The organism is Polynucleobacter difficilis, assembly GCF_003065365.1.
In the GTDB taxonomy this organism is placed as follows: Bacteria; Pseudomonadota; Gammaproteobacteria; order Burkholderiales; family Burkholderiaceae; genus Polynucleobacter; species Polynucleobacter difficilis.
The window spans coordinates 1,459,713-1,479,527 of sequence record NZ_CP023276.1 but is presented as its reverse complement, the minus strand read 5'-3'; the positions used below and the strand labels follow the sequence as shown (position 1 = coordinate 1,479,527).

The 19,815-nt window shown below is 51.0% G+C and carries 16 protein-coding genes and 1 pseudogene; 16 read left to right on the top strand and 1 reads right to left on the bottom strand.

Annotation, left to right across the window (positions count from 1 at the left end):
• The first annotated feature begins 20 nt into the window (after positions 1 to 20).
• From gyrA to cysM, 15 genes and pseudogenes are all read left to right on the top strand, one after another.
• Positions 21 to 2,702 (top strand): DNA gyrase subunit A, encoded by a 2,682-nt coding sequence (gene gyrA, locus AOC34_RS07515; protein ID WP_108469486.1) that lies wholly within the window; start codon positions 21 to 23, stop codon positions 2,700 to 2,702.
• Between the two features lie 35 nt (positions 2,703 to 2,737).
• The gene (gene serC, locus AOC34_RS07510; protein WP_108469485.1) at positions 2,738 to 3,835 is read left to right on the top strand and encodes a 3-phosphoserine/phosphohydroxythreonine transaminase; all 1,098 of its coding nucleotides are present in this window, start codon (positions 2,738 to 2,740) and stop codon (positions 3,833 to 3,835) included.
• Positions 3,835 to 4,917 carry a prephenate dehydratase gene (pheA, locus tag AOC34_RS07505; protein ID WP_108469484.1) on the top strand — a complete coding sequence of 361 codons (1,083 nt, stop codon included), beginning with the start codon at positions 3,835 to 3,837 and terminating at the stop codon, positions 4,915 to 4,917. The genes serC and pheA overlap by 1 nt, the downstream gene beginning before the upstream one ends.
• Before the next feature lie 2 nt (positions 4,918 to 4,919).
• Positions 4,920 to 6,044, top strand: a complete 1,125-nt coding sequence (hisC, locus tag AOC34_RS07500; protein WP_108470110.1) for a histidinol-phosphate transaminase — start codon at positions 4,920 to 4,922, stop codon at positions 6,042 to 6,044.
• A 55-nt stretch (positions 6,045 to 6,099) separates the two neighbouring features.
• Entirely contained in the window at positions 6,100 to 6,981 is an 882-nt protein-coding gene (locus tag AOC34_RS07495; RefSeq protein ID WP_108469483.1) for a prephenate dehydrogenase, read from the top strand.
• Positions 6,978 to 8,324, top strand: a complete 1,347-nt coding sequence (aroA, locus tag AOC34_RS07490) for a 3-phosphoshikimate 1-carboxyvinyltransferase (protein ID WP_108469482.1) — start codon at positions 6,978 to 6,980, stop codon at positions 8,322 to 8,324. The genes AOC34_RS07495 and aroA overlap by 4 nt, the downstream gene beginning before the upstream one ends.
• 6 nt (positions 8,325 to 8,330) lie before the next feature.
• On the top strand, positions 8,331 to 9,011 hold the full coding sequence (gene cmk / locus AOC34_RS10295; protein WP_108469481.1) for a (d)CMP kinase: 681 nt from the start codon (positions 8,331 to 8,333) through the stop codon (positions 9,009 to 9,011).
• Between the two features lie 125 nt (positions 9,012 to 9,136).
• Positions 9,137 to 10,810 carry a 30S ribosomal protein S1 gene (gene rpsA / locus AOC34_RS07480; RefSeq protein WP_108469480.1) on the top strand — a complete coding sequence of 558 codons (1,674 nt, stop codon included), beginning with the start codon at positions 9,137 to 9,139 and terminating at the stop codon, positions 10,808 to 10,810.
• Positions 10,811 to 10,862: 52 nt separating this feature from the next.
• Positions 10,863 to 11,159: pseudogene (locus tag AOC34_RS07475) on the top strand (integration host factor subunit beta); the annotation flags it as partial.
• Positions 11,160 to 11,297: 138 nt separating this feature from the next.
• Positions 11,298 to 12,509, top strand: a complete 1,212-nt coding sequence (gene lapB, locus AOC34_RS07470) for a lipopolysaccharide assembly protein LapB (RefSeq protein WP_108469478.1) — start codon at positions 11,298 to 11,300, stop codon at positions 12,507 to 12,509.
• A gap of 29 nt (positions 12,510 to 12,538) precedes the next feature.
• Positions 12,539 to 13,903, top strand: coding sequence for a UDP-glucose dehydrogenase family protein (locus AOC34_RS07465; RefSeq protein ID WP_108469477.1), 1,365 nt, complete (start codon positions 12,539 to 12,541; stop codon positions 13,901 to 13,903).
• 8 nt (positions 13,904 to 13,911) lie between these two features.
• Entirely contained in the window at positions 13,912 to 14,847 is a 936-nt protein-coding gene (gene rfaE1, locus AOC34_RS07460; RefSeq protein ID WP_108469476.1) for a D-glycero-beta-D-manno-heptose-7-phosphate kinase, read from the top strand.
• On the top strand, positions 14,844 to 15,866 hold the full coding sequence (gene rfaD / locus AOC34_RS07455) for an ADP-glyceromanno-heptose 6-epimerase (protein ID WP_108469475.1): 1,023 nt from the start codon (positions 14,844 to 14,846) through the stop codon (positions 15,864 to 15,866). The genes rfaE1 and rfaD overlap by 4 nt, the downstream gene beginning before the upstream one ends.
• Before the next feature lie 175 nt (positions 15,867 to 16,041).
• A complete protein-coding gene (locus AOC34_RS07450; RefSeq protein WP_234408072.1) occupies positions 16,042 to 16,506 on the top strand; it encodes a ComEA family DNA-binding protein in 465 nt (154 codons plus the stop codon).
• A 75-nt stretch (positions 16,507 to 16,581) separates the two neighbouring features.
• A complete protein-coding gene (gene cysM / locus AOC34_RS07445; protein WP_108469474.1) occupies positions 16,582 to 17,508 on the top strand; it encodes a cysteine synthase CysM in 927 nt (308 codons plus the stop codon).
• Here cysM and AOC34_RS07440 read toward each other — a convergent pair.
• The gene (locus tag AOC34_RS07440) at positions 17,505 to 18,824 is read right to left on the bottom strand and encodes a lytic murein transglycosylase (RefSeq protein ID WP_234408071.1); all 1,320 of its coding nucleotides are present in this window, start codon (positions 18,822 to 18,824) and stop codon (positions 17,505 to 17,507) included. The two genes, cysM and AOC34_RS07440, sit on opposite strands and share 4 nt — an antisense overlap.
• Positions 18,825 to 18,879: 55 nt before the next feature.
• Between AOC34_RS07440 and AOC34_RS07435 the strand changes: the two genes are divergently transcribed.
• Positions 18,880 to 19,800, top strand: a complete 921-nt coding sequence (locus AOC34_RS07435) for a histone deacetylase family protein (protein WP_108469473.1) — start codon at positions 18,880 to 18,882, stop codon at positions 19,798 to 19,800.
• The last annotated feature ends 15 nt before the right edge of the window (positions 19,801 to 19,815 follow it).

Below are 19,815 nucleotides of genomic sequence, written 5' to 3'. Positions count from 1 at the left end.
CAAAATGATATTATTTCGAGATGGAACAAGCCGCTAAAGAAACACTACCAATATCCCTCGAAGACGAAATGCGGCGGTCCTATTTGGACTACGCCATGAGCGTTATCGTCGGCAGAGCCCTACCAGACGTGCGCGATGGCCTAAAGCCGGTCCACAGGCGGGTTCTTTTCGCGATGTATGAATTAAACAACGATTGGAACCGGCCTTACAAAAAATCTGCCCGTATAGTTGGCGATGTTATCGGTAAATACCATCCCCACGGGGATTCGGCGGTATATGACACCATTGTCCGGATGGCCCAGGACTTCTCTTTGCGCTATATGTTAGTGGACGGACAGGGTAACTTTGGCTCGGTTGACGGCGATAACGCGGCGGCTATGCGGTACACGGAAATTCGTCTACGCAAAATTGCCCACGATCTTTTGGCCGATTTGGACAAGGAAACCGTGGATTTTGGGCCGAACTACGACGGCAGCGAAAAGGAACCCTTAATTCTCCCGGCCAAAGTGCCGAATTTGCTGATTAATGGCTCATCCGGCATCGCGGTGGGCATGGCCACTAATATTCCTCCGCATAATCTTGATGAGGTGGTGTTGGCCTGTCTGCATGTTCTGCACAATCCAGAATGCACGATTGATGAGTTAATTGAGATTATTCCGGCACCGGATTTCCCAACTGCCGGAATCATTTATGGCGTACAAGGGGTGCGCGAAGGCTATCGCACTGGCCGTGGTCGCGTGGTCATGCGAGCCAAGACGCATTTTGAGGATTTGGATAAAGGCTCACGCCAGTCCATCATCGTCGATGAGTTGCCGTACCAGGTGAATAAGAAAAACCTGCTTGAGCGCATTGCCGAGCTGGTGAACGAGAAAAAGATCGAAGGTATTTCTGATTTGCGGGATGAGTCCGATAAATCTGGAATGCGCGTCGTCATCGAGCTCAAGCGCGGTGAAGTGCCTGAGGTGGTGCTGAATAATCTGTACAAGAGCACTCAGCTTCAAGACAACTTTGGTATGAATATGGTGGCGCTGGTAGACAATCAGCCGCGCCTCTTGAACCTCAAGCAGATGCTGGAGTATTTCTTGCAGCATCGCCGCGAAGTCGTCACACGCCGCACTATTTTTGAATTACGCAAAGCCCGTGACCGCGGTCACGTATTAGAAGGCCTAGCTGTTGCGCTGGCCAACATTGATGAGTTCATTGCCATCATCAAGGCAGCTGCCAATCCAGTGGTTGCAAAACAAGAGTTGATGGGCAAGTCTTGGGACTCATCCATGGTGCGTGAAATGTTGGCGCGCGCCGAGACCGATACGCCGGGCGGGCGCAATGCCTATCGTCCAGAAGGGTTGTTGCCTGAATACGGCATGCAAGCAACTGGCCTCTATCGCCTCTCCGATAGCCAGGCACAAGAAATTCTGCAGATGCGTTTGCAGCGCTTGACTGGACTTGAGCAAGACAAGATTGTTTCTGAATACAAAGAAGTCATGAATGAGATTTCAGACTTACTTGACCTCCTTGCTAAGCCTGAGCGAGTAACGCAAGTCATTGAGTCAGAGTTGAAAGAGGTGCAAGCCGATTACGGCAAAGAAGGTGGTGATACCGGCCGCCGCTCATTTATTGAGATGAATGCCACCGAACTCTTTACGGAAGATCTGATTACGCCGCAAGACATGGTGGTGACCTTGTCGCACTCCGGCTATATGAAGAGCCAGCCTCTGAGTGAATACCGCGCGCAGAAGCGTGGTGGTCGTGGCAAGCAAGCCGCTGCAACCAAGGATGAAGATTGGATTGATACGCTGTTTGTGGCGAACACCCATGACACGATTTTGTGCTTCTCCGATCGTGGCCGTATGTATTGGCTTAAGGTCTGGGAAGTGCCGCAAGGCAGTCGTACATCGCGCGGCAAGCCGATCGTGAATATGTTCCCGCTGATCGACGGTGAAAAAATCACAGTAATCTTGCCGATCAAAGGCTACCAAGACGATCAATATGTCTTTATGGCAACCAGCCTCGGTACCGTCAAAAAGACCCGCCTCTCGGATTTCTCTAATCCACGGAAGGCCGGCATCATTGCGGTTGACTTGAATGAGAACGACTTCTTGGTCGGGGCTGCGATTACCGATGGCAAACACGATGTGATGTTGTTCTCGGATGCAGGTAAGGCAGTGCGCTTTGATGAAAACGATGTGCGTCCGATGGGTAGAACGGCGCGTGGCGTGCGCGGCATGAATTTAGCTACTGCACAAAACGTGATTGCGATGCTGGTTGCTCCTGCAGAGGCTTCTGATGGCACAGCGCCGGCAGAAGATGGTGCGGCTGCTCCGAGTAGCGTATTAACCGCCACGGAAAATGGTTTTGGTAAGCGTACCCCGATTGCGGAATACACCCGTCATGGTCGCGGTACAAAAGGCATGATTGCAATCCAGACGAGCGAGCGTAACGGAAAAGTAGTTGCCGCATCCCTTGTCTCTCCAGAAGATCAAATTATGTTGATTACGACGGGCGGAGTCTTGGTCCGCACCCGGGTTTCTGAGATTCGCGAGATGGGCCGAGCAACACAAGGCGTTACTTTAATTAGCGTCGACGAGGGTACCCGTTTATCTGGATTGCAGCGGATTGCAGAGAGCGATTCCGATGACGATACGGATGGGCTTGAAGATGAGGTTGATGCCGCTAGTGGTGAATCCACACCCGATGCGTAATGTAGTTATTTGATCCTGTACCCCTTAACTCCATTATGACTTTCGACCGCCGCATTTTTAATTTCGCAGCGGGCCCTGCCACCTTGCCAGCCGAGGTTCTTCAGCAGGCATCAGAAGAGATGCTCAACTGGCGGGGTTTGGGTTGCAGTGTCATGGAGATTAGTCATCGCGGTCCTGAGTTCATGGCCCTTTATGAGGAAGCCCTGCACGATATGCGCGTGCTCATGGGCATACCCGATAGCTATGCGATTTTGATGTTGCAAGGCGGTGGCATTGGTCAAAATGCCGCGGTGCCGATGAACTTGATGCCGCTCGCCAAAAACGGACCTAAAGCGGATTTTTTGGTTACTGGGATTTGGTCGGAGAAATCATTCTTAGAGGCACAAAAATACGGACAAGCCCATTTGGTTGCCAGTTCAAAAGACCAGCAATTTACGACCATACCAGCAAGCAACACTTGGCATTTATCGGATGATGCTGCCTACTTGCATTACTGCGCGAATGAAACAATTGGCGGTGTCGAGTTTCAAGAGGTGCCCGATGTTGGCGATCGTGTTTTAGTAGCCGATATTTCCAGCAATATTTTGTCGCGCAAAATGGATGTGACGCAATGCGGCGTCTGGTTTGCTGGGGCACAAAAAAACATTGGCCCCGCCGGCGTTACCTTCGTGATTGTGCGCAGGGATTTAATGGGCCATCAAATGGCAATCACCCCATCGATTTGGGATTGGGCTAAAGAAGAGGCAACGCAGTCAATGTTCAATACGCCTCCCACATTTGCCATCTATTTGTCTGGGTTGGTATTTAAGTGGCTATTAAAACGAGGCGGGGTTGCGGAGATGGAGCGCATCAACCTTGAAAAATCGACCTTGCTTTACAACTACATTGATCAAAGTGGGCTGTATGAGAATCGGGTGGATCCACGTTACCGTTCGCGTACCAACGTGACCTTCTTCCTAAAAGACGAAAGTTTAAATGCGGCATTTTTAGCGCAATCCAGTAGTGCTGGCTTGGCTGCATTGCGCGGTCATAAAGCGGCTGGCGGAATGCGTGCGAGTATTTACAATGCGATGCCACTCGAAGGCGTTCAAGCCTTGGTGGAATTTATGCGTGAATTTGAAAGGCGAGCGTAATGACGACCGAAGATCAGCGTTTAGCTCCTTTGCGGGCGCGCATCGATGCCCTCGATGCCGAAATACTGGAACTCTTATCCAAGCGCGCAAAAGCGGCGCAAGAGGTAGGCCATGTCAAAGGTGATTTTGTATCGCCGGTCTTTCGTCCTGAGCGCGAGCGTCAGGTCGTCGCCAATTTAATCAAACTCAATCAAGGCCCTTTGCAAAACGATGGCATTGCAGCCATTTGGCGGGAAGTGATGTCGGCTTGCCGCGCTTTAGAGGCTAGGCAAACCATCGCTTATCTAGGGCCCGTCGGCACCTTTTCTGAATTAGCAGCACAAAGCTATTTTGGCCAATCGATTAGCGGATTGCCGTGCGCGAGTTTAGATGAGGTATTCAAATCGGTGGAAAAAGGCGCTGCGCAATTTGGTATTGTGCCGGTCGAAAACTCCAGCGAGGGCGCGATCTCACGCACGCTCGATTTATTACTCGACTCCCCATTGCACATTAGCGGTGAAGTGGTTTTATCGATTCGCCATCACCTGTTAACAAAATCAGGAAGCTTGGATGGTGTAACAACGGTATGCGCACATGCGCAGGCCTTGGCTCAATGCCAACAGTGGCTCAGCGTGCATGCTCCGCAGTTGCAGCGCCAAGCGGTTAGCAGTAATGCAGAAGCGGCCCGCATGGCGGCTGCCGATCCCTCGATTGCAGCTATTGCAGGTGATCCAGCGCAAGTGGCATATGGTTTACAAGCGGTGGCTAGCCAGATTCAGGATGACCCACACAATCGCACGCGTTTTGTGGTGGTGGGAAATTACCAATGCCAACCCACCGGCAATGATCAAACTGCACTGGTCCTATCGGTGGCGAATAAGCCAGGTGCGGTCTATTCTTTATTGGCGCCCTTGGCTAAGCATGGTGTTTCGATGACGCGCTTTGAGTCGCGCCCAGCGCGCAAAGGCACCTGGGAATACCACTTCTATATTGATGTTGCTGGTCATGCAGAGGATGTCAATGTGGCTAAAGCATTGGTGGAGCTGCAAGACACCGCTGCCTTTTACAAAAAACTGGGCTCCTACCCACGCGCATTGGGTTAATGATGAGCACGCCACTCGGTCTTAAACACATTCAAGCGATTGCACCCTATGTTGGTGGTAGGCCGATCAGTGAAGTAGCGCGCGAATACGGCCTGGATGAGAGCAAGATTGTGAAACTTGCCTCGAATGAAAACCCCCTCGGTATGCCGAAGTCAGCGCAAGAAGCAATGCTGCGTGCTGCAAGTGACCTTGGCCGCTATCCGGATTCCAATGGCTTCGAACTCAAGAAGGTGTTATCAGATCGCCTGGGTGTTCCTGCCGACTGGATCACCTTAGGTAACGGTAGTAATGATATTTTGGAGTTGGCCGCTAGAGCCGTTGCACAAGCGGGCGATGAGATTATTTTTTCAAAGCATGCATTTGCGGTTTATCCGCTTGCTACTCAGGTAGTGGGTGCTGTGGCGGTTGAGGTAGCGCCAACACCGCAATTCGGCCATGATTTGCCGGTGATGCTGGAAGCGATCAAGCAAGCCGGTAATAAAGCCAAGCTCGTGTTTGTGGCCAACCCGAATAATCCTACTGGTAGCTACTTAGAGCCTAAAGAAATCGAAGCGTTTTTATCTCAAGTACCAAGCAATGTGGTTGTGGTGCTAGATGAGGCGTACAACGAGTATTTAACGCCAGAGCAGCGCTACGATGCAATTGCCTGGGTCAAGCGCTATCCCAATATGATTCTCTCGCGTAGTTTTTCTAAGGCCTACGGTTTGGCAGGTCTGCGGATTGGTTACGGTGTAGCTCAGCCTGGATTGACCGATTTACTCAATCGCATTCGGCAGCCGTTTAATGTCAATAGCCTTGCTCAGGCAGCAGCCATTGCTGCCTTTCAGGACGACGCTTTTTTACAAGCTGGCTATGAATTAAATCAAGCCGGATACATTCAATTAACCGATGCATTTAAAGAGCTTGGACTGCGATTCTTGCCATCTTCCGGCAACTTTGTGCTGGTCAAGGTGGGTGACGATAGCGGCGCGGGTGCGCGCATCAACTTAGAGCTACTCAAGCGCGGCATCATCGTTCGCCCCGTTGGTAATTACGGCTTGCCGGAGTGGCTGCGCATCTCGATTGGCCTGCCCGAAGAGAATGATGCCTTCATTCACGCTTTGCGCGAGATTCTAAAGTCGGCCTAAATTTTAAGTAAGCACCACATTCACAATAAGCACACATTAAGTACATTATTTATTCATGACTCAATCTAAATCGACCCACTTTGGTAAGGTCACTATTGTGGGTGTTGGCCTCATTGGCGCCTCGCTCGGCCTTGCCCTAAAGCGTGCAGGCGTAGTCGATGCCGTATACGGCGTAGGCCGCAGTAAAGCCAATTTGGATCAAGCCATTGCCATGGGTGCAATCGATGCGGTGATTAGTCTGGAGGATGCCGCTAAGCAATCCCAGGTGATTGTGCTCTGCGTGCCGGTGGCACAAATGCGCGCCACATTTACTGTCCTCGAGCCTCTTTTAGAGCCACATACCTTGATGACGGATGCGGGCAGCACCAAGGGCGATGTGATTCTGGCGGCCAAAAAAGTGTTAGGAAAAAAAGCCTGTCAATTTGTACCGGCCCATCCGATTGCAGGCGGTGCACAGCATGGCGCTGCAGCAGCCAAGGCCGATTTATTTGATGGTAAGCAAACCATCATTTGCCAGCTGCAAGAAAACGCCAAGGTCGATGTCGAACTCATGACCCAGTTTTGGGAATCAACCGGGGCTCGGGTGCGCAAGATCGGCGCCGTTCAGCACGATGCGATTTTTGCGGCCGTGTCACACCTGCCACATGTACTCTCGTATGCGCTGATGGTCAGCGTTCTGAATTCAGAAGACGCACAAGAAAAGCTACAGCATGCTGGTGCAGGGTTTCGGGACTTCACCCGCATTGCTGCTTCTAGCCCAGAGATGTGGCGTGATATTTGCCTAGCTAATCGCACTGCAATTTTAAAAGAGCTGGATCAGTACTTATCGGTAGCAGGACACTTGCGCGAACTGATTGCAAAAGAAGATGCTGCTGGTTTAGAAAAAGCATTTGCAAAAGCCAGCAAGGCGCGCCAAGAATGGGATGGCTCTAAATGAGTCAGCAGGGCAGCCGAGTAGAGCAAATTACGATTGGCCCATTTAAGCGGGCGCATGGGCAAATAACGCTACCTGGCTCAAAGAGTATTTCCAATCGCAGCTTGTTGCTAGCTGCCCTTGCTTCTGGTCAAACCACGCTCAGTAATTTATTGGACGCGGACGATACCCAAATCATGCGCGCTGCACTGCGCCAGCTGGGTTTAACGGTTGAAGACCAGGATGAGACCACCTGCTTGGTTACGGGAAGTGGCGGCCGTTTTCCGATTCGCGAAGCGGATTTATTTATGGGCAACGCCGGTACTGCGATTCGTCCGCTGACCGCTGCACTAGTGATGCAGCAAGGCGATTACCGCCTATCGGGTGTAGCGCGCATGCACGAAAGACCCATTCGGGATTTGGTCGATGGTTTGCGTCAAATCGGCGCCGTGATCAGTTATCTTGGAGAAGAGGGGTATCCACCCATTCAAATCCATGCATCGACCATATCGATTCCAGAAGTCGTTCGTATTCGAGGTGATGTATCGAGCCAATTTTTGACGGCTCTGCTGATGGCCTTGCCTTTGCTTGCGAAAGAAGCGATTCGGATTGAAGTCATTGGGGAATTGATTTCAAGACCTTACATTGAAATCACACTCAAACTGATGGCACGTTTTGGTGTTCATGTTGATAGCCCCGACGCACATAGCTTTGTGATTCCAGCGCAGCCTGCATTGCAAAAGGGCGAGTCTGTCTATCGCAGTCCTCAAAGCCTATTGGTGGAGGGCGATGCTTCATCTGCCTCTTATTTCTTAGCCGCGGGAGCAATTGGTGCAGGCCCTGTTCGCGTCTTGGGTGTTGGGCGCGATAGCATTCAGGGTGATGTTGCTTTTGCTGATGCTTTGGCGCAAATGGGTGCGACCATTACCAAAGGCGATGATTGGATCGAGGCATCCATTCCAGTGAGCGGAACCTTGCGCGGTATCACTATCGATTGCACAGCCATTCCCGATGCAGCGATGACATTGGCAGTCGTTGCGCTTTTTGCGACCGGTGAGACCCGTTTAAATGGGATTGCAAGTTGGCGCGTCAAAGAGACTGACCGGATTGCGGCAATGGCAACCGAGCTGCAAAAAGTGGGCGCCAGTATTGAAGCGGGCTCAGACTATTTAGTAATTCGTCCACCCCCGGTGTGGCAAACCCCAGCCGATGGCATTGATACCTACGATGATCACCGCATGGCCATGTGTTTTTCCTTAGCTGCTTTTGGCCCTAATCCGATCTTGATTAATGATCCCAATTGCGTTGCTAAAACCTTCCCGCACTACTTTGCTGAGTTTGCGCAGATTGCTCGGATTTCTGCTTAAGAACGCATGACTGAGTCCAGCAAGCCGCCCGTCATTGCAATCGATGGTCCTACCGCCTCAGGCAAGGGCACGGTTGCGGCTTTGGTGGCAAAAGCATTGGGATTTCATTATTTAGATAGTGGCGCCCTCTATCGCCTAGTGGCTTTGGCTAGTGAGCGGGAGGGCGTTTCCACTGAAAATGCCTCTTTTTTAAGCAAAATAGCCGCCTCCATGCCAATTTCCTTTCAAGACGGGCAGATTATGCTCGGGGATGAGGATGTTTCTGAGCTCATTCGGGCGGAAAAGATCGGCCGTAGGGCCTCTGAATTGGCCGTTCACCCCGAGGTTCGCCAGGCATTGGTACGCTTACAGCACGGTTTTCGCCAAAATCCAGGCCTAGTAGCCGATGGTAGGGACATGGCGAGCGTTATTTTCCCGGATGCTGGGCTGAAGGTATTTCTCACGGCTAGCGTTGCTGCACGTGCAGAACGGCGATATAAGCAATTGATCGCTAAGGGAATTTCTGCTAATATGTCCGACTTATTGCAGGATTTAACGGCGCGCGATGCACGGGACAGTAGTCGTGGGAGCGCACCATTAATGGTGGCTGAAGGGGCAATAGTGCTCGATACGTCGGAGTTATCGATTGATCAAGCAGTAAGCCAGGTATTAAGCTGGTATCGGTCTTCGGTATCCAGCCAGTCGTAAAAGTAGTACGCAGTTGCTGTATTGGTGTTCGCGAAACGCTACAACGCAATTTCTAATCATGCGTGTTTCGTCGAACGTGTTTAATCTAACCCGTCAGGCCTTCTGGCGGCACAAAGTGAATATACATGTCTGAATCTTTTGCAGAATTATTTGAAGAATCCCTAACCCGATCGAATATGAAGACCGGCCAAGTTATCTCGGCTGAAGTCCTTCGCATTGATCATAATTTCGTGGTGGTGAACGCCGGCTTGAAGTCCGAAGCGTTTATTCCCGTTGAAGAATTCCATAACGACGCCGGTGAGATTGAAGTCAATCCAGGCGATTTCGTTTCTGTTGCCATTGATGCCCTTGAAAACGGCTACGGCGATACCATTCTCTCCCGTGACAAAGCGAAGCGCTTGGCATCGTGGATGAATCTGGAAAAAGCCCTTGAGCAAGCTGAGATCGTGACCGGTACAGTGACTGGCAAAGTCAAAGGCGGCTTAACGGTGATGGTCAATGGCATCCGCGCATTCTTGCCTGGCTCGCTGGTTGATACCCGTCCAATTAAAGACACCAGCCCATACGAAGGCAAGACCATGGAGTTCAAGGTCATCAAGCTCGATCGTAAGCGCAATAACGTAGTTCTTTCCCGCCGTGCTGTGGTTGAAGCCAGCCAAGGTGAAGAGCGCGCGAAGTTAATGGTGAACCTCAAAGAGGGCAGCATTGTTCAGGGCCTCGTTAAGAACATTACCGACTACGGTGCATTCGTTGATCTCGGTGGTATCGATGGCCTCTTGCACATCACCGACTTGGCATGGCGTCGTGTACGTCACCCCAGCGAGATGCTGACGGTTGGCCAAGAAGTAACCGCGAAGATTTTGAAGTTTGATCAAGAGAAGAACCGCGTATCCCTTGGTGTGAAGCAGCTTGGTGACGACCCATGGGTTGGCATCGCACGCCGCTACCCACCGAACACCCGTTTATTCGGCAAAGTAACCAACCTGACTGACTACGGCGCATTCGTTGAAATCGAAAGCGGCATTGAGGGCTTGGTACACGTATCCGAGATGGACTGGACTAATAAGAACGTTGCTCCAAGCAAAGCAGTTGCCCTAGGCACTGAAGTTGAAGTAATGGTCCTCGACATTGATGAAGACAAGCGCCGCATTAGCCTTGGTATCAAGCAATGCAAAGCCAATCCATGGGAAGAGTTCTCGCGTGGACAGCAGAAGGGCGATAAGCTCACAGGCGCAATCAAGTCGATTACTGACTTTGGTGTTTTCATTGGCTTGCCTGGCGGCATTGATGGCCTCGTTCACCTCTCCGACCTCTCATGGAATGAGCCAGGTGAAGAAGCGGTTAAGAAATACAAGAAGGGTGATGAAATCGAAGCCACCGTATTGGCCATTGATGTTGAGAAAGAGCGCATCTCGCTTGGTATCAAGCAATTGTCTGGTGACCCATTCAACAACTACACCTCCACTAGCGACAAGGGTAGCCTTGTAACCGGCACAGTGAAGAGTGTGGATGCGAAGGGTGCAACCATTCACTTGGCTGATGAGGTAGAGGCATATCTGCGCGCCTCTGAAATCTCAACCGATCGCGTTGAAGATGCACGCAATGTCTTGAAAGAAGGCGATACCGTGACAGCCATGATCATTAATATTGATCGCAAGTCACGCAATATCAACCTCTCGATCAAAGCTAAGGACAGCGCTGATCAACATGACGCAATGAGCAAGCTCCAAGGTGATGCGCAGTCTGGCACTACCAATTTGGGCGCTTTACTCAAAGCGAAAATGGATAATCAGGGCTAAATCAATATCGCCACTCCTGGTTTTCAGGGGTGGCGGTTTGCATTGATAGACCATGACAGAACACGATCAACAAGCGATTACACGCTCTGAGTTAGTGGAGAGCTTAGCGGAGCAATTTCCGCAGTTATTGCCACGAGACGTTGAGTTGGCAGTCAAAACATTGCTCGACACAATGACGCAAGCACTTGCTGAAGGCAAGCGCATTGAGTTACGCGGTGTTGGTAGTTTTGTATTGCATCACCGACCAGCACGAACTGGCCGTAACCCGAAATCGGGTGAAAAAGTGATGATTCCAGAAAAGCGGGTGCCGCATTTCAAGCCGGGCAAAGAGTTGCGCGAGCGGGTTGACTATAAGCCCCTCAATCAGGCACACAACCAGATTCAGTCTGGCAAGAAGGAAGGCTAATTTGCCTCGCTTGCGAGCAAAAGCCTGTAGGTCAATACCGACCTTAGTTTGATACCAAACTGCCTTACGTAAACGAACCCCATGATTCAAATTGAAACCGCGTGGCTATTGCTACTCCCCGTTCTGTTTGGACTGGGATGGCTCGCGTCGCGTTGGGATTTGCGGCTGGAGAGTCGAATGGACGAGCGCGAGCGCATGCTACAGCAGCGCTCCACTTTTAAGGGGCTCAGTCTTTTATTAAACGAGCAGCCGGATCAAGCGATTGAAGCGCTGGTTAAGGTGGCCCAGCTCGACCCTGAAACGGTTGATCTTCACTTTTCATTGGGAAATTTATTTCGTCGCCGCGGCGAGACCGAGCGTGCGATCCGTATTCATCAGCATTTGGCCGGCCGTGCTGATCTGAAGCCCCGTGACCGTGACCATGCAGCCTATGAATTAGGCCGTGACTTTTTGCGTGCAGGCTTACTGGACCGTGCGGAAGCCTCCTTGAATCAAGTGGGCGAAGGCAAATATAGCGTTCCAGCCAAAGAGAGTCTTTTAGAAATGTACCAAGTGGAGCGCGATTGGAAAAAAGCCATCGTTGCAGCCACCGAACTAGAGGCATTGCAAGACAAGAGTCACCAAACGGAGATTGCCCAGTTTTATTGTGAATTGGCGCAAGAGGCTTTGCGACGCAAAGACATGCTTGACTCCGAACAGTCGATTGATCGGGCCTTGCAGGCGGTCCCAGCGCAGGCCAGGGCATTGATTTTGCAGGGCGACTATTTGGTTGCGATGGATCGCCCAGGCCAAGCCATTGAGGTGTGGAGTCAAGTAGCAGAAAAACACCCTGCCTACATGCACTTGGTGGCGGATCGCTGGATGGCAGCCCATGCCGCGGTTGATAAAACCAATGCCGGGCTAGACCACCTGATTGCCCTGTTAACCACTCAATCGGCTGGTGAGCTATTGGATATCGTCCATAAGCACATGATGTTAATTCGTGGGCCTGCTGCAGCCGAGGTGATGTTGGTTGGGGTGATGCAACATACGCCTAGCCTGACAGCGCTCTCGAAGTTGGCGGAAACGCGCTTGGCCTTGGCTGAGGTGAGTGGCAGCCCTGAGCGCGTTGCCGATTTACAAGCGACTTTGGGCCTTTTAAAGCAGCGTACGACTGCATTGGCACGCTATACCTGTGGTAACTGCGGCTTTAGAGCGAGGCGCTTTTACTGGCAATGTCCAGGATGTAATCATTGGGAGGCATACTCCCCAAGACGTAGCGAAGGGGCCGCAGCAAGTGGCCCATCCATGTAAATCATTTTTTTAAGAACGGTTGATACCTTATGAAAGTCACCATCATTGGCAGTGGATATGTCGGTTTAGTCACTGGCGCTTGTTTAGCAGAGCAAGGCAACGATATATTTTGCTTGGATTTAGACCCCAAGAAAATCGCCATTCTAAATTCTGGTGGTGTGCCTATTTATGAGCCCGGCCTTAAAGAAATGATTGAGCGCAACCGCGCAGCAGGGCGTTTGCAATTCTCGACCGATATCGCCGCATCGGTGGCGCATGGTGATATTCAATTTATTGCCGTGGGCACACCGCCTGATGAGGATGGCTCTGCCGACTTGCAGTATGTGGTTGCGGCTGCTCGTAATATTGGGCGCCACATGACCACGCCTAAAGTGGTGGTCGATAAATCAACGGTTCCTGTTGGCACAGCTGAAAAGGTGACTGCAGCCATTGCTGAAGAATTAAATAAGCGCAGCCTGTCGCCAGAGCTGTGTTCGGTTGTATCCAATCCGGAGTTTTTGAAAGAGGGCGCTGCGGTGGAGGACTTTATGCGCCCTGATCGCATTGTGATTGGGACAGATAGTAATCCGCCTGGATTGCGAGCAAGAGAGCAGATGCGTAAACTGTATGCGCCATTTAATCGCCACCATGAGCGTACCTATTACATGGACGTAAAGAGTGCAGAGCTGACTAAGTACGCGGCAAATGCGATGTTAGCAACACGCATTTCCTTTATGAATGAGTTAGCTAATCTGGCAGATGTGGTCGGCGCCGATATTGAGGCAGTAAGGCAAGGGATTGGTTCGGATTCTCGAATTGGATATGGCTTTTTGTACTCCGGAACCGGCTATGGCGGATCCTGCTTTCCGAAGGATGTGTCAGCACTAAGTAAAACAGCACTCGAGCACGGGCGCGACTTAAAAATATTACAAGCGGTTGAGGCCGTAAACGAAGCGCAGAAAACCATCTTGGTTGAAAAGATCGAGAAGCGTTTTGGTTCAGATCTAAAGAATAGGAAGTTTGCCATTTGGGGTTTAGCATTTAAGCCCAACACCGACGATATGCGTGAAGCCCCCAGTCGCGTCATCATTGCTGAGCTGGTCAAGCGCGGCGCGTCTGTAGTGGCTTATGATCCCGTTTCTATGCCTGAAGCGGCCCATTGCTTTGAGGTCGATTTTGCAAATAATCCAGAGGGGCGCAAGCGCGTCTCGATGGTCGATCAGTCGATGGAGGCCTTGGATGGCTGCGATGCCTTAGTCATCGTTACCGAGTGGAAGGCATTCCGTAGCCCTGATTTTGATTTACTCAAGCAAAAACTCAAATCCCCTATCATTTTTGATGGCCGAAACCTCTATGAGCCCCAAGCTATGCAAGAATTGGGTTTTGAATACCAAGGTATTGGCCGCCACAACTGACCACGATCATGACCGTAGAAAAAGCGAACCGCGCGCAATTTGCTAAGACCAACTTACTGGTGGTTGGCGACGTGATGCTTGATCGCTATTGGTTTGGCGATTCGGATCGAATTTCCCCTGAGGCACCGGTTCCAGTGGTGCAAGTTTCCAAAGTCGATGAACGCTTGGGTGGCGCTGCCAATGTGGCCCGCAACGTTGCCGCACTTGGAGCCAATACAACGATCCTTGGCGTTGTGGGCGAGGATGAGGCAGGTAATCGCATTCATGAATTGCTCAAGCAGAGTGGCGTCAATAGCCAGCTAGAAGTCGATCCCAAGGTTCCAACTACAGTGAAGTTGCGGGTGATTGCACGCCAACAACAATTGATCCGTTTGGATTTTGAAGAGACTCCCAGCCAAACCGCCTTGGAGCAAAAGCTGGCGCGGTTTGAAAAAGCGCTAGGCACTGCGGATGTACTTGTGTTGTCCGATTACGGTAAAGGAGCTTTGAGTCAGGTTGCCGCAATGATTGAATGCGCGCGGGCTCAAAACAAAGTTATCTTGGTTGACCCTAAGGGCGAGGACTACGAAAAATACCGTGGCGCAACCGTTATAACCCCCAATCGCAGTGAGTTACGTCAGGTAGTAGGGCGATGGGCGGACGAGGATGACCTGACACAGCGTGCGCAAGACCTCAGGCATTCACTTGGGATTCAGGCATTACTGCTCACCCGCTCGGAAGAGGGGATGAGCTTGTTCACAGACCAAGGCGTTTCGCATGTGCGTGCACAGGCGCGAGAGGTATTTGATGTGTCTGGTGCGGGTGATACCGTGATTGCAACGTTAGCGGTTGCGCTTGCAGCGCAGTGGCCGCTCGACCGGGCTATGGCATTAGCCAATCGCGCCGGCGGTATTGTGGTGGGTAAGCTAGGTACCGCAACCGTAACTTCGGAGGAATTGCAGTGACGATTATTGTGACAGGCGCCGCTGGATTTATCGGCGCCAATTTAGTGCAAGCCCTCAATGCTAGAGGTGAAAAAAACATCATTGCGGTAGATGATTTACGCCCAGCGGATAAATACCGCAACTTAGCTGACCTCGACATCATTGATTACTTGGATAAGGATGAGTTCCTTGAGGCTTTTGCGAGTGGAAGGCTTGGCAAAGTCAAGGCGGTTTTTCATGAAGGGGCGTGCTCCGATACGATGGAAACCGACGGTATTTTCATGATGGCGAATAACTACCGCTACTCCATGGATTTACTGGATATTTGCACCGAAGAAAGTGTGCCATTTTTATATGCCTCCTCCGCAGCCACTTATGGCGGATCCGACACCTTTGTCGAAAGCCGAGAGCATGAGAAGCCGCTCAATATTTATGGCTACTCGAAATTTTTATTTGATCAAGTGATGCGCAAGCGCTTTGCTGAGAAAGCAAATACAGCCCAGGTGGTTGGCTTCCGCTACTTCAATGTGTATGGTCCGCGCGAGTCACACAAGGGTCGGATGGCATCGGTTGCGTTTCACCAATACCATCAGTTTAAAAACCACGGTGTGGTTAAGCTTTTTGGCGAATATGGTGGCTATGCTGCAGGTGAGCAGAGCCGTGATTTTGTGTCCGTTGAGGATGTTGTTAAGGTCAATTTGTTTTTTTATGACCACCCTGAAAAGAGCGGCATCTTTAATTTGGGTAGCGGTAAAGCCCAACCCTTTAATGATGTGGCGCACACCGTTGTCAACTCGATGCGGCGCATTGCGGGGCAATCTCCAGCTAGCCTATCGGAATTGGTCAAGCAAGGCTTGATTGAATACATTCCCTTTCCGGATGCCTTGCGTGGCAAATACCAATGCTTTACACAAGCAGACCAAACCAAACTCAGGCAAGCTGGCTATGCAGATGCCTTCCTCAATGTAGAGCAGGGTGTTGGACGATATATTGATTGGCTTTCTGCCAATGCTGATTTTCTGAGTCAGCCAAGCGCCTAAGCAGACAAAGGCGTAATCTAGATTTACATCCACTGCAGGTGATTACGCATTTCAGCGTAGTCACTCTGTCAGGGGTCCAGTTTCAGTCAACCACCCTATCTTTTGACCGTTATGAGAAGTCCTTGCGCGCTATTCATTTAGCCCAAGGATTTTTTAACGATCAAAAGGGGTTGATATGATTCAAAAGTTTCGTTCGTATGTGCGTCAATATGCATTTCAAGTGGCGTTGATGTCCTTGTTGGTGCCTGTTATTGGTGTGGGTTTATCGGATGCAATCGCATCGCCTGTGAATGTCAATAGTGCTAGTCAGTCTGAGCTTGAAAGCATCAAAGGCTTGGGCCCTTCAAAAGCGCGTGCCATTATTTCAGAGCGAGAGGATGGCGGCTTCTACCGCGATGCCAATGACTTACAGCAGCGGGTACGGGGCATCGGGATGAAGTCAGTTGAAAAGATGGTTGATAACGGCTTAACCATTGAATCCCCTAGCGCTTACCGCGAAACCCGCAATGGCTCCAGAGCAAATTCACGCGTACAAGGCGAGCCGACTTCGCGCGCGAGTCGATCGCAAGGGCGCTCGCGTGAGACGCTTGATCAGTACCCCGCATCCAAGAGGGGGAAAGGGCAAAAAAACTGGGAATAAACGCCGCCCCAATGTGAAATAGCGTAATAGCAGTTCAATTCACCGGATTGGCGGGCTTGTGGCTAAAATAGTTTGATGAACTCGCCTGCCAATCTCCATTCCTCCTACATGACCATCTCCCAAACGGTTGGTAACACACCGTTAGTGCGTTTACAGCGGATACCAGGTGCGGACATCATTGCGCGTGGCAATGTTGTTTTAGGCAAGCTTGAAGGCAATAATCCGGCGGGGTCGGTTAAAGATCGGCCCGCGCTGTCAATGATTGTGCGCGCACAAGAGCGCGGCGAGATTCAGCCGGGCGATACCTTAATTGAAGCGACCAGCGGTAATACGGGCATTGCGTTGGCTATGGCTGCTGCTATGTTGGGTTACAAGATGGTGCTGGTAATGCCTGAGAATCAAAGTTTAGAGCGTCGCCAAAGTATGGCGGCCTATGGGGCAGAGCTGATTCTGACGGCCGCCACCGGAGGCATGGAGCTAGCGCGTGACTATGCCCTGCAATTACAAAAAGAAGGACGTGGCCGCTTACTGGATCAGTTTTCAAATTTAGATAATCCCCGTGCGCACCTCGAGACAACCGGCCCTGAAATTTGGCGTGATACCCATGGGCAGATTACGCACTTTGTTTCTTCGATGGGTACTACCGGCACGATCACCGGGGTCTCGACGTATTTAAAGTCCATGAATCCAGCAATTCAGATTATTGGCGCACAGCCATCCGAGGGCTCGCAGATTCCGGGAATTCGGAAATGGGCCCCGGAGTACCTACCTAAAATTTATCAGGCAGACCGAGTGGATCGCATTGAGTATGTCAGCCAAGGTGAAGCTGAGGAAATGGCTCGCCGTATGGCAGCAGAGGAAGGTATTTTTTGCGGCATCTCGGCAGCAGGAGCCCTCGTCATTGCCTTACGTATTGCGCGGGAAGTAGAAAATGCCACGATTGTGTTTATTGTGTGTGATCGCGGTGACCGCTATCTTTCCACGGGTGTATTTCCAGCCTAGTTAGCTTTTGGCTTTTTAGGCTTCTGCGTCTTTTTTGCAGCAGACTTCTTGGTTTTGGTGGTCGGTGTAGCTGGGGTTTTAGGGACTACGCTTTGGTTGTCGTAACCGAGGGCTTCGGCAAACTCAGCGACACTCTGCGCATAAAAATAGCTGCGGTTGTATTGAACAATGCTGAGAAAGTTCTCTAGGCCAACAACATAGCGCACTTCATCATTGCCTTGCGCGTTGATGAATGGCAGATCGATAATGAGGGCTTTGCTTTGCGGCGCTACGCCACCGGTTTGTAGGTCACCGTAGCGGCTATCCAAGATTCCTAAATCAATGAATTCTTGTACGGTGTGCTTTGCGTCTGGAAGGCCATCGGCTAAGCGCCGAATGGCGGCCTGGTTCTGCTCTGTCTCTGTGATCGGAAAGTAAATCGGCATCCCGGGCTGCCAGCCATGCATGCGTAAAAAACGCGCTACGCTAGCAATCGCATCCGGACGGCTTTGCCGTAAATCAATCACACCATCGCCATCACCATCTTTTGCGAAATTGCGGATGCTACCCGGCATAAACTGCGGCAGCCCAATCGCGCCTGCATAGGAGCTACTCTGATTGAGGCAGCGGTCAAATGCATTGGTTTTGATCGAGGCTGATTTAGTATTCCGTGTTGAATTACCGCCGGATTCGGCCCAACAAAGCAGAATCAGTTGCTTGAGCTGATCTTGAAACAGGGCTTCACGGCTGGCGCGATTCGGCGTATCGGGGTAATTAAATGCAAGGGTGGATAAAACATCCTTGACCTTGAAGCTACCCATGTTTCGGCCATAGATGGTCTCTACGCCAATGATCGAGGCAATAACTGTTCCAGGGACGCCGGTTTCACGCTCAACCCGATCCAGATAGGTACGATTTTGTTCAATAAAAGCCATCCCTGCCTTTGTTCGAGCGGGCTCGATAAAGCGCCCACGATAGGCAGTCCAGTTTTTCTTAAATCCAGGCGGCCCCGGCATGACCAATTTACGAACTTGGGCTAGATTTTTGCTGTCTGCAAAGGCAGTCTCTAGGGTGCTAAGTGGGATGCCCTCAGATTGACTAATCTGCGCCAGCATGATCTGAAGGTTTTGGCTGGATTGCTGCTCTGCTGTTTCTCCGCCCACTTGGTTTACGATAGAAGTGTCGGGAACGGTTTTGCTGGGTAGCGTCGCTTCGGAGTTAGGTGGAGCCGAGGCGCACGCGGATAGGATGGCAATGGCGATACTGGCGAGTAGGAGGCAGATTCCCCTATTACTAATGCAAGAGCCAATGCGGGGAATAATTAAAATAAGGTTCACCAATTAATTTTATAGATAAATTCGATGGGATGGACGATATAAAGAGGCGAGAAGAATGACAACAGCATATATAAGCCACAGTGATTTTTTAAGGCATGAAATGGGCAGTCATCACCCGGAGTGCCCAGAGCGCATTCAGGCAATTGAAGATCAACTCATTTTGAGCCGCGTCGATAGCTTTCTAAAGCGGATTGAGCCCCCACTAGCCACAACCGAGCAAGTCGAGCTCGTCCATAGTGCTGACCACGTGGAGTATGTCACTGGCCATTCACCAACATCGGGTTACTTTATGCTTGATGGCGACACCATCATGAACCCAGCGACCTTGACTGTGTCATTGCGTGCCGCTGGCGCAGCGATTGCTGGCGTCGATGCGGTCATGAAGGGCGAAGTCGAAAACGCATTTTGTGCAATCCGCCCCCCTGGCCACCATGCTGAGCCAACACGCTCAATGGGTTTCTGTGTTTTTAACAACATCGCGATTGCGGCACGCTACGCAATCAGTGCATACGGCCTTGAACGGGTGGCCATTATTGATTTTGATGTCCACCACGGCAATGGCACTGAGGCGGCATTTTATGATGACCCTAAAATTCTGATGTGCAGTTTTTTTCAACATCCTTTCTATCCCTATAGCGGTTTAGAGCATTCCGACAACATGGTGAACATGCCGATGCCCGCCTCGACCAAAGGGGATGTGGTACGTAAGATGATTACTGAAACCTGGCTGCCACGTTTAAGGGCCTTTCAGCCTGAATTAATCTTGATCTCCGCAGGCTTTGATGCCCATCGCGAGGATGATTTGGGTCAAATGGGCTTGGTAGAAGATGATTACGTTTGGATGACTCAGCGCCTCAAAGAGATTGCCAAGGAATCCGCTGGCGGCCGCATTGTGAGCTGCCTTGAGGGGGGCTATAACCTGTCTGCTTTGGGACGTAGCGTGGTAGCCCACGTGAAGGCCTTGGCAGACTTATAGGCGGTCCAAGCTCAA

Bases quoted from the DNA above. Each gene is read 5' to 3' on its own strand.
- gyrA (WP_108469486.1), top strand. From the start codon at position 21: ATGGAACAAGCCGCTAAAGAAACACTACCAATATCCCTCGAAGACGAA.
- serC (WP_108469485.1), top strand. From the start codon at position 2,738: ATGACTTTCGACCGCCGCATTTTTAATTTCGCAGCGGGCCCTGCCACC.
- pheA (WP_108469484.1), top strand. From the start codon at position 3,835: ATGACGACCGAAGATCAGCGTTTAGCTCCTTTGCGGGCGCGCATCGAT.
- hisC (WP_108470110.1), top strand. From the start codon at position 4,920: ATGAGCACGCCACTCGGTCTTAAACACATTCAAGCGATTGCACCCTAT.
- AOC34_RS07495 (WP_108469483.1), top strand. From the start codon at position 6,100: ATGACTCAATCTAAATCGACCCACTTTGGTAAGGTCACTATTGTGGGT.
- aroA (WP_108469482.1), top strand. From the start codon at position 6,978: ATGAGTCAGCAGGGCAGCCGAGTAGAGCAAATTACGATTGGCCCATTT.
- cmk (WP_108469481.1), top strand. From the start codon at position 8,331: ATGACTGAGTCCAGCAAGCCGCCCGTCATTGCAATCGATGGTCCTACC.
- rpsA (WP_108469480.1), top strand. From the start codon at position 9,137: ATGTCTGAATCTTTTGCAGAATTATTTGAAGAATCCCTAACCCGATCG.
- lapB (WP_108469478.1), top strand. From the start codon at position 11,298: ATGATTCAAATTGAAACCGCGTGGCTATTGCTACTCCCCGTTCTGTTT.
- AOC34_RS07465 (WP_108469477.1), top strand. From the start codon at position 12,539: ATGAAAGTCACCATCATTGGCAGTGGATATGTCGGTTTAGTCACTGGC.
- rfaE1 (WP_108469476.1), top strand. From the start codon at position 13,912: ATGACCGTAGAAAAAGCGAACCGCGCGCAATTTGCTAAGACCAACTTA.
- AOC34_RS07450 (WP_234408072.1), top strand. From the start codon at position 16,042: ATGATTCAAAAGTTTCGTTCGTATGTGCGTCAATATGCATTTCAAGTG.
- cysM (WP_108469474.1), top strand. From the start codon at position 16,582: ATGAACTCGCCTGCCAATCTCCATTCCTCCTACATGACCATCTCCCAA.
- AOC34_RS07435 (WP_108469473.1), top strand. From the start codon at position 18,880: ATGACAACAGCATATATAAGCCACAGTGATTTTTTAAGGCATGAAATG.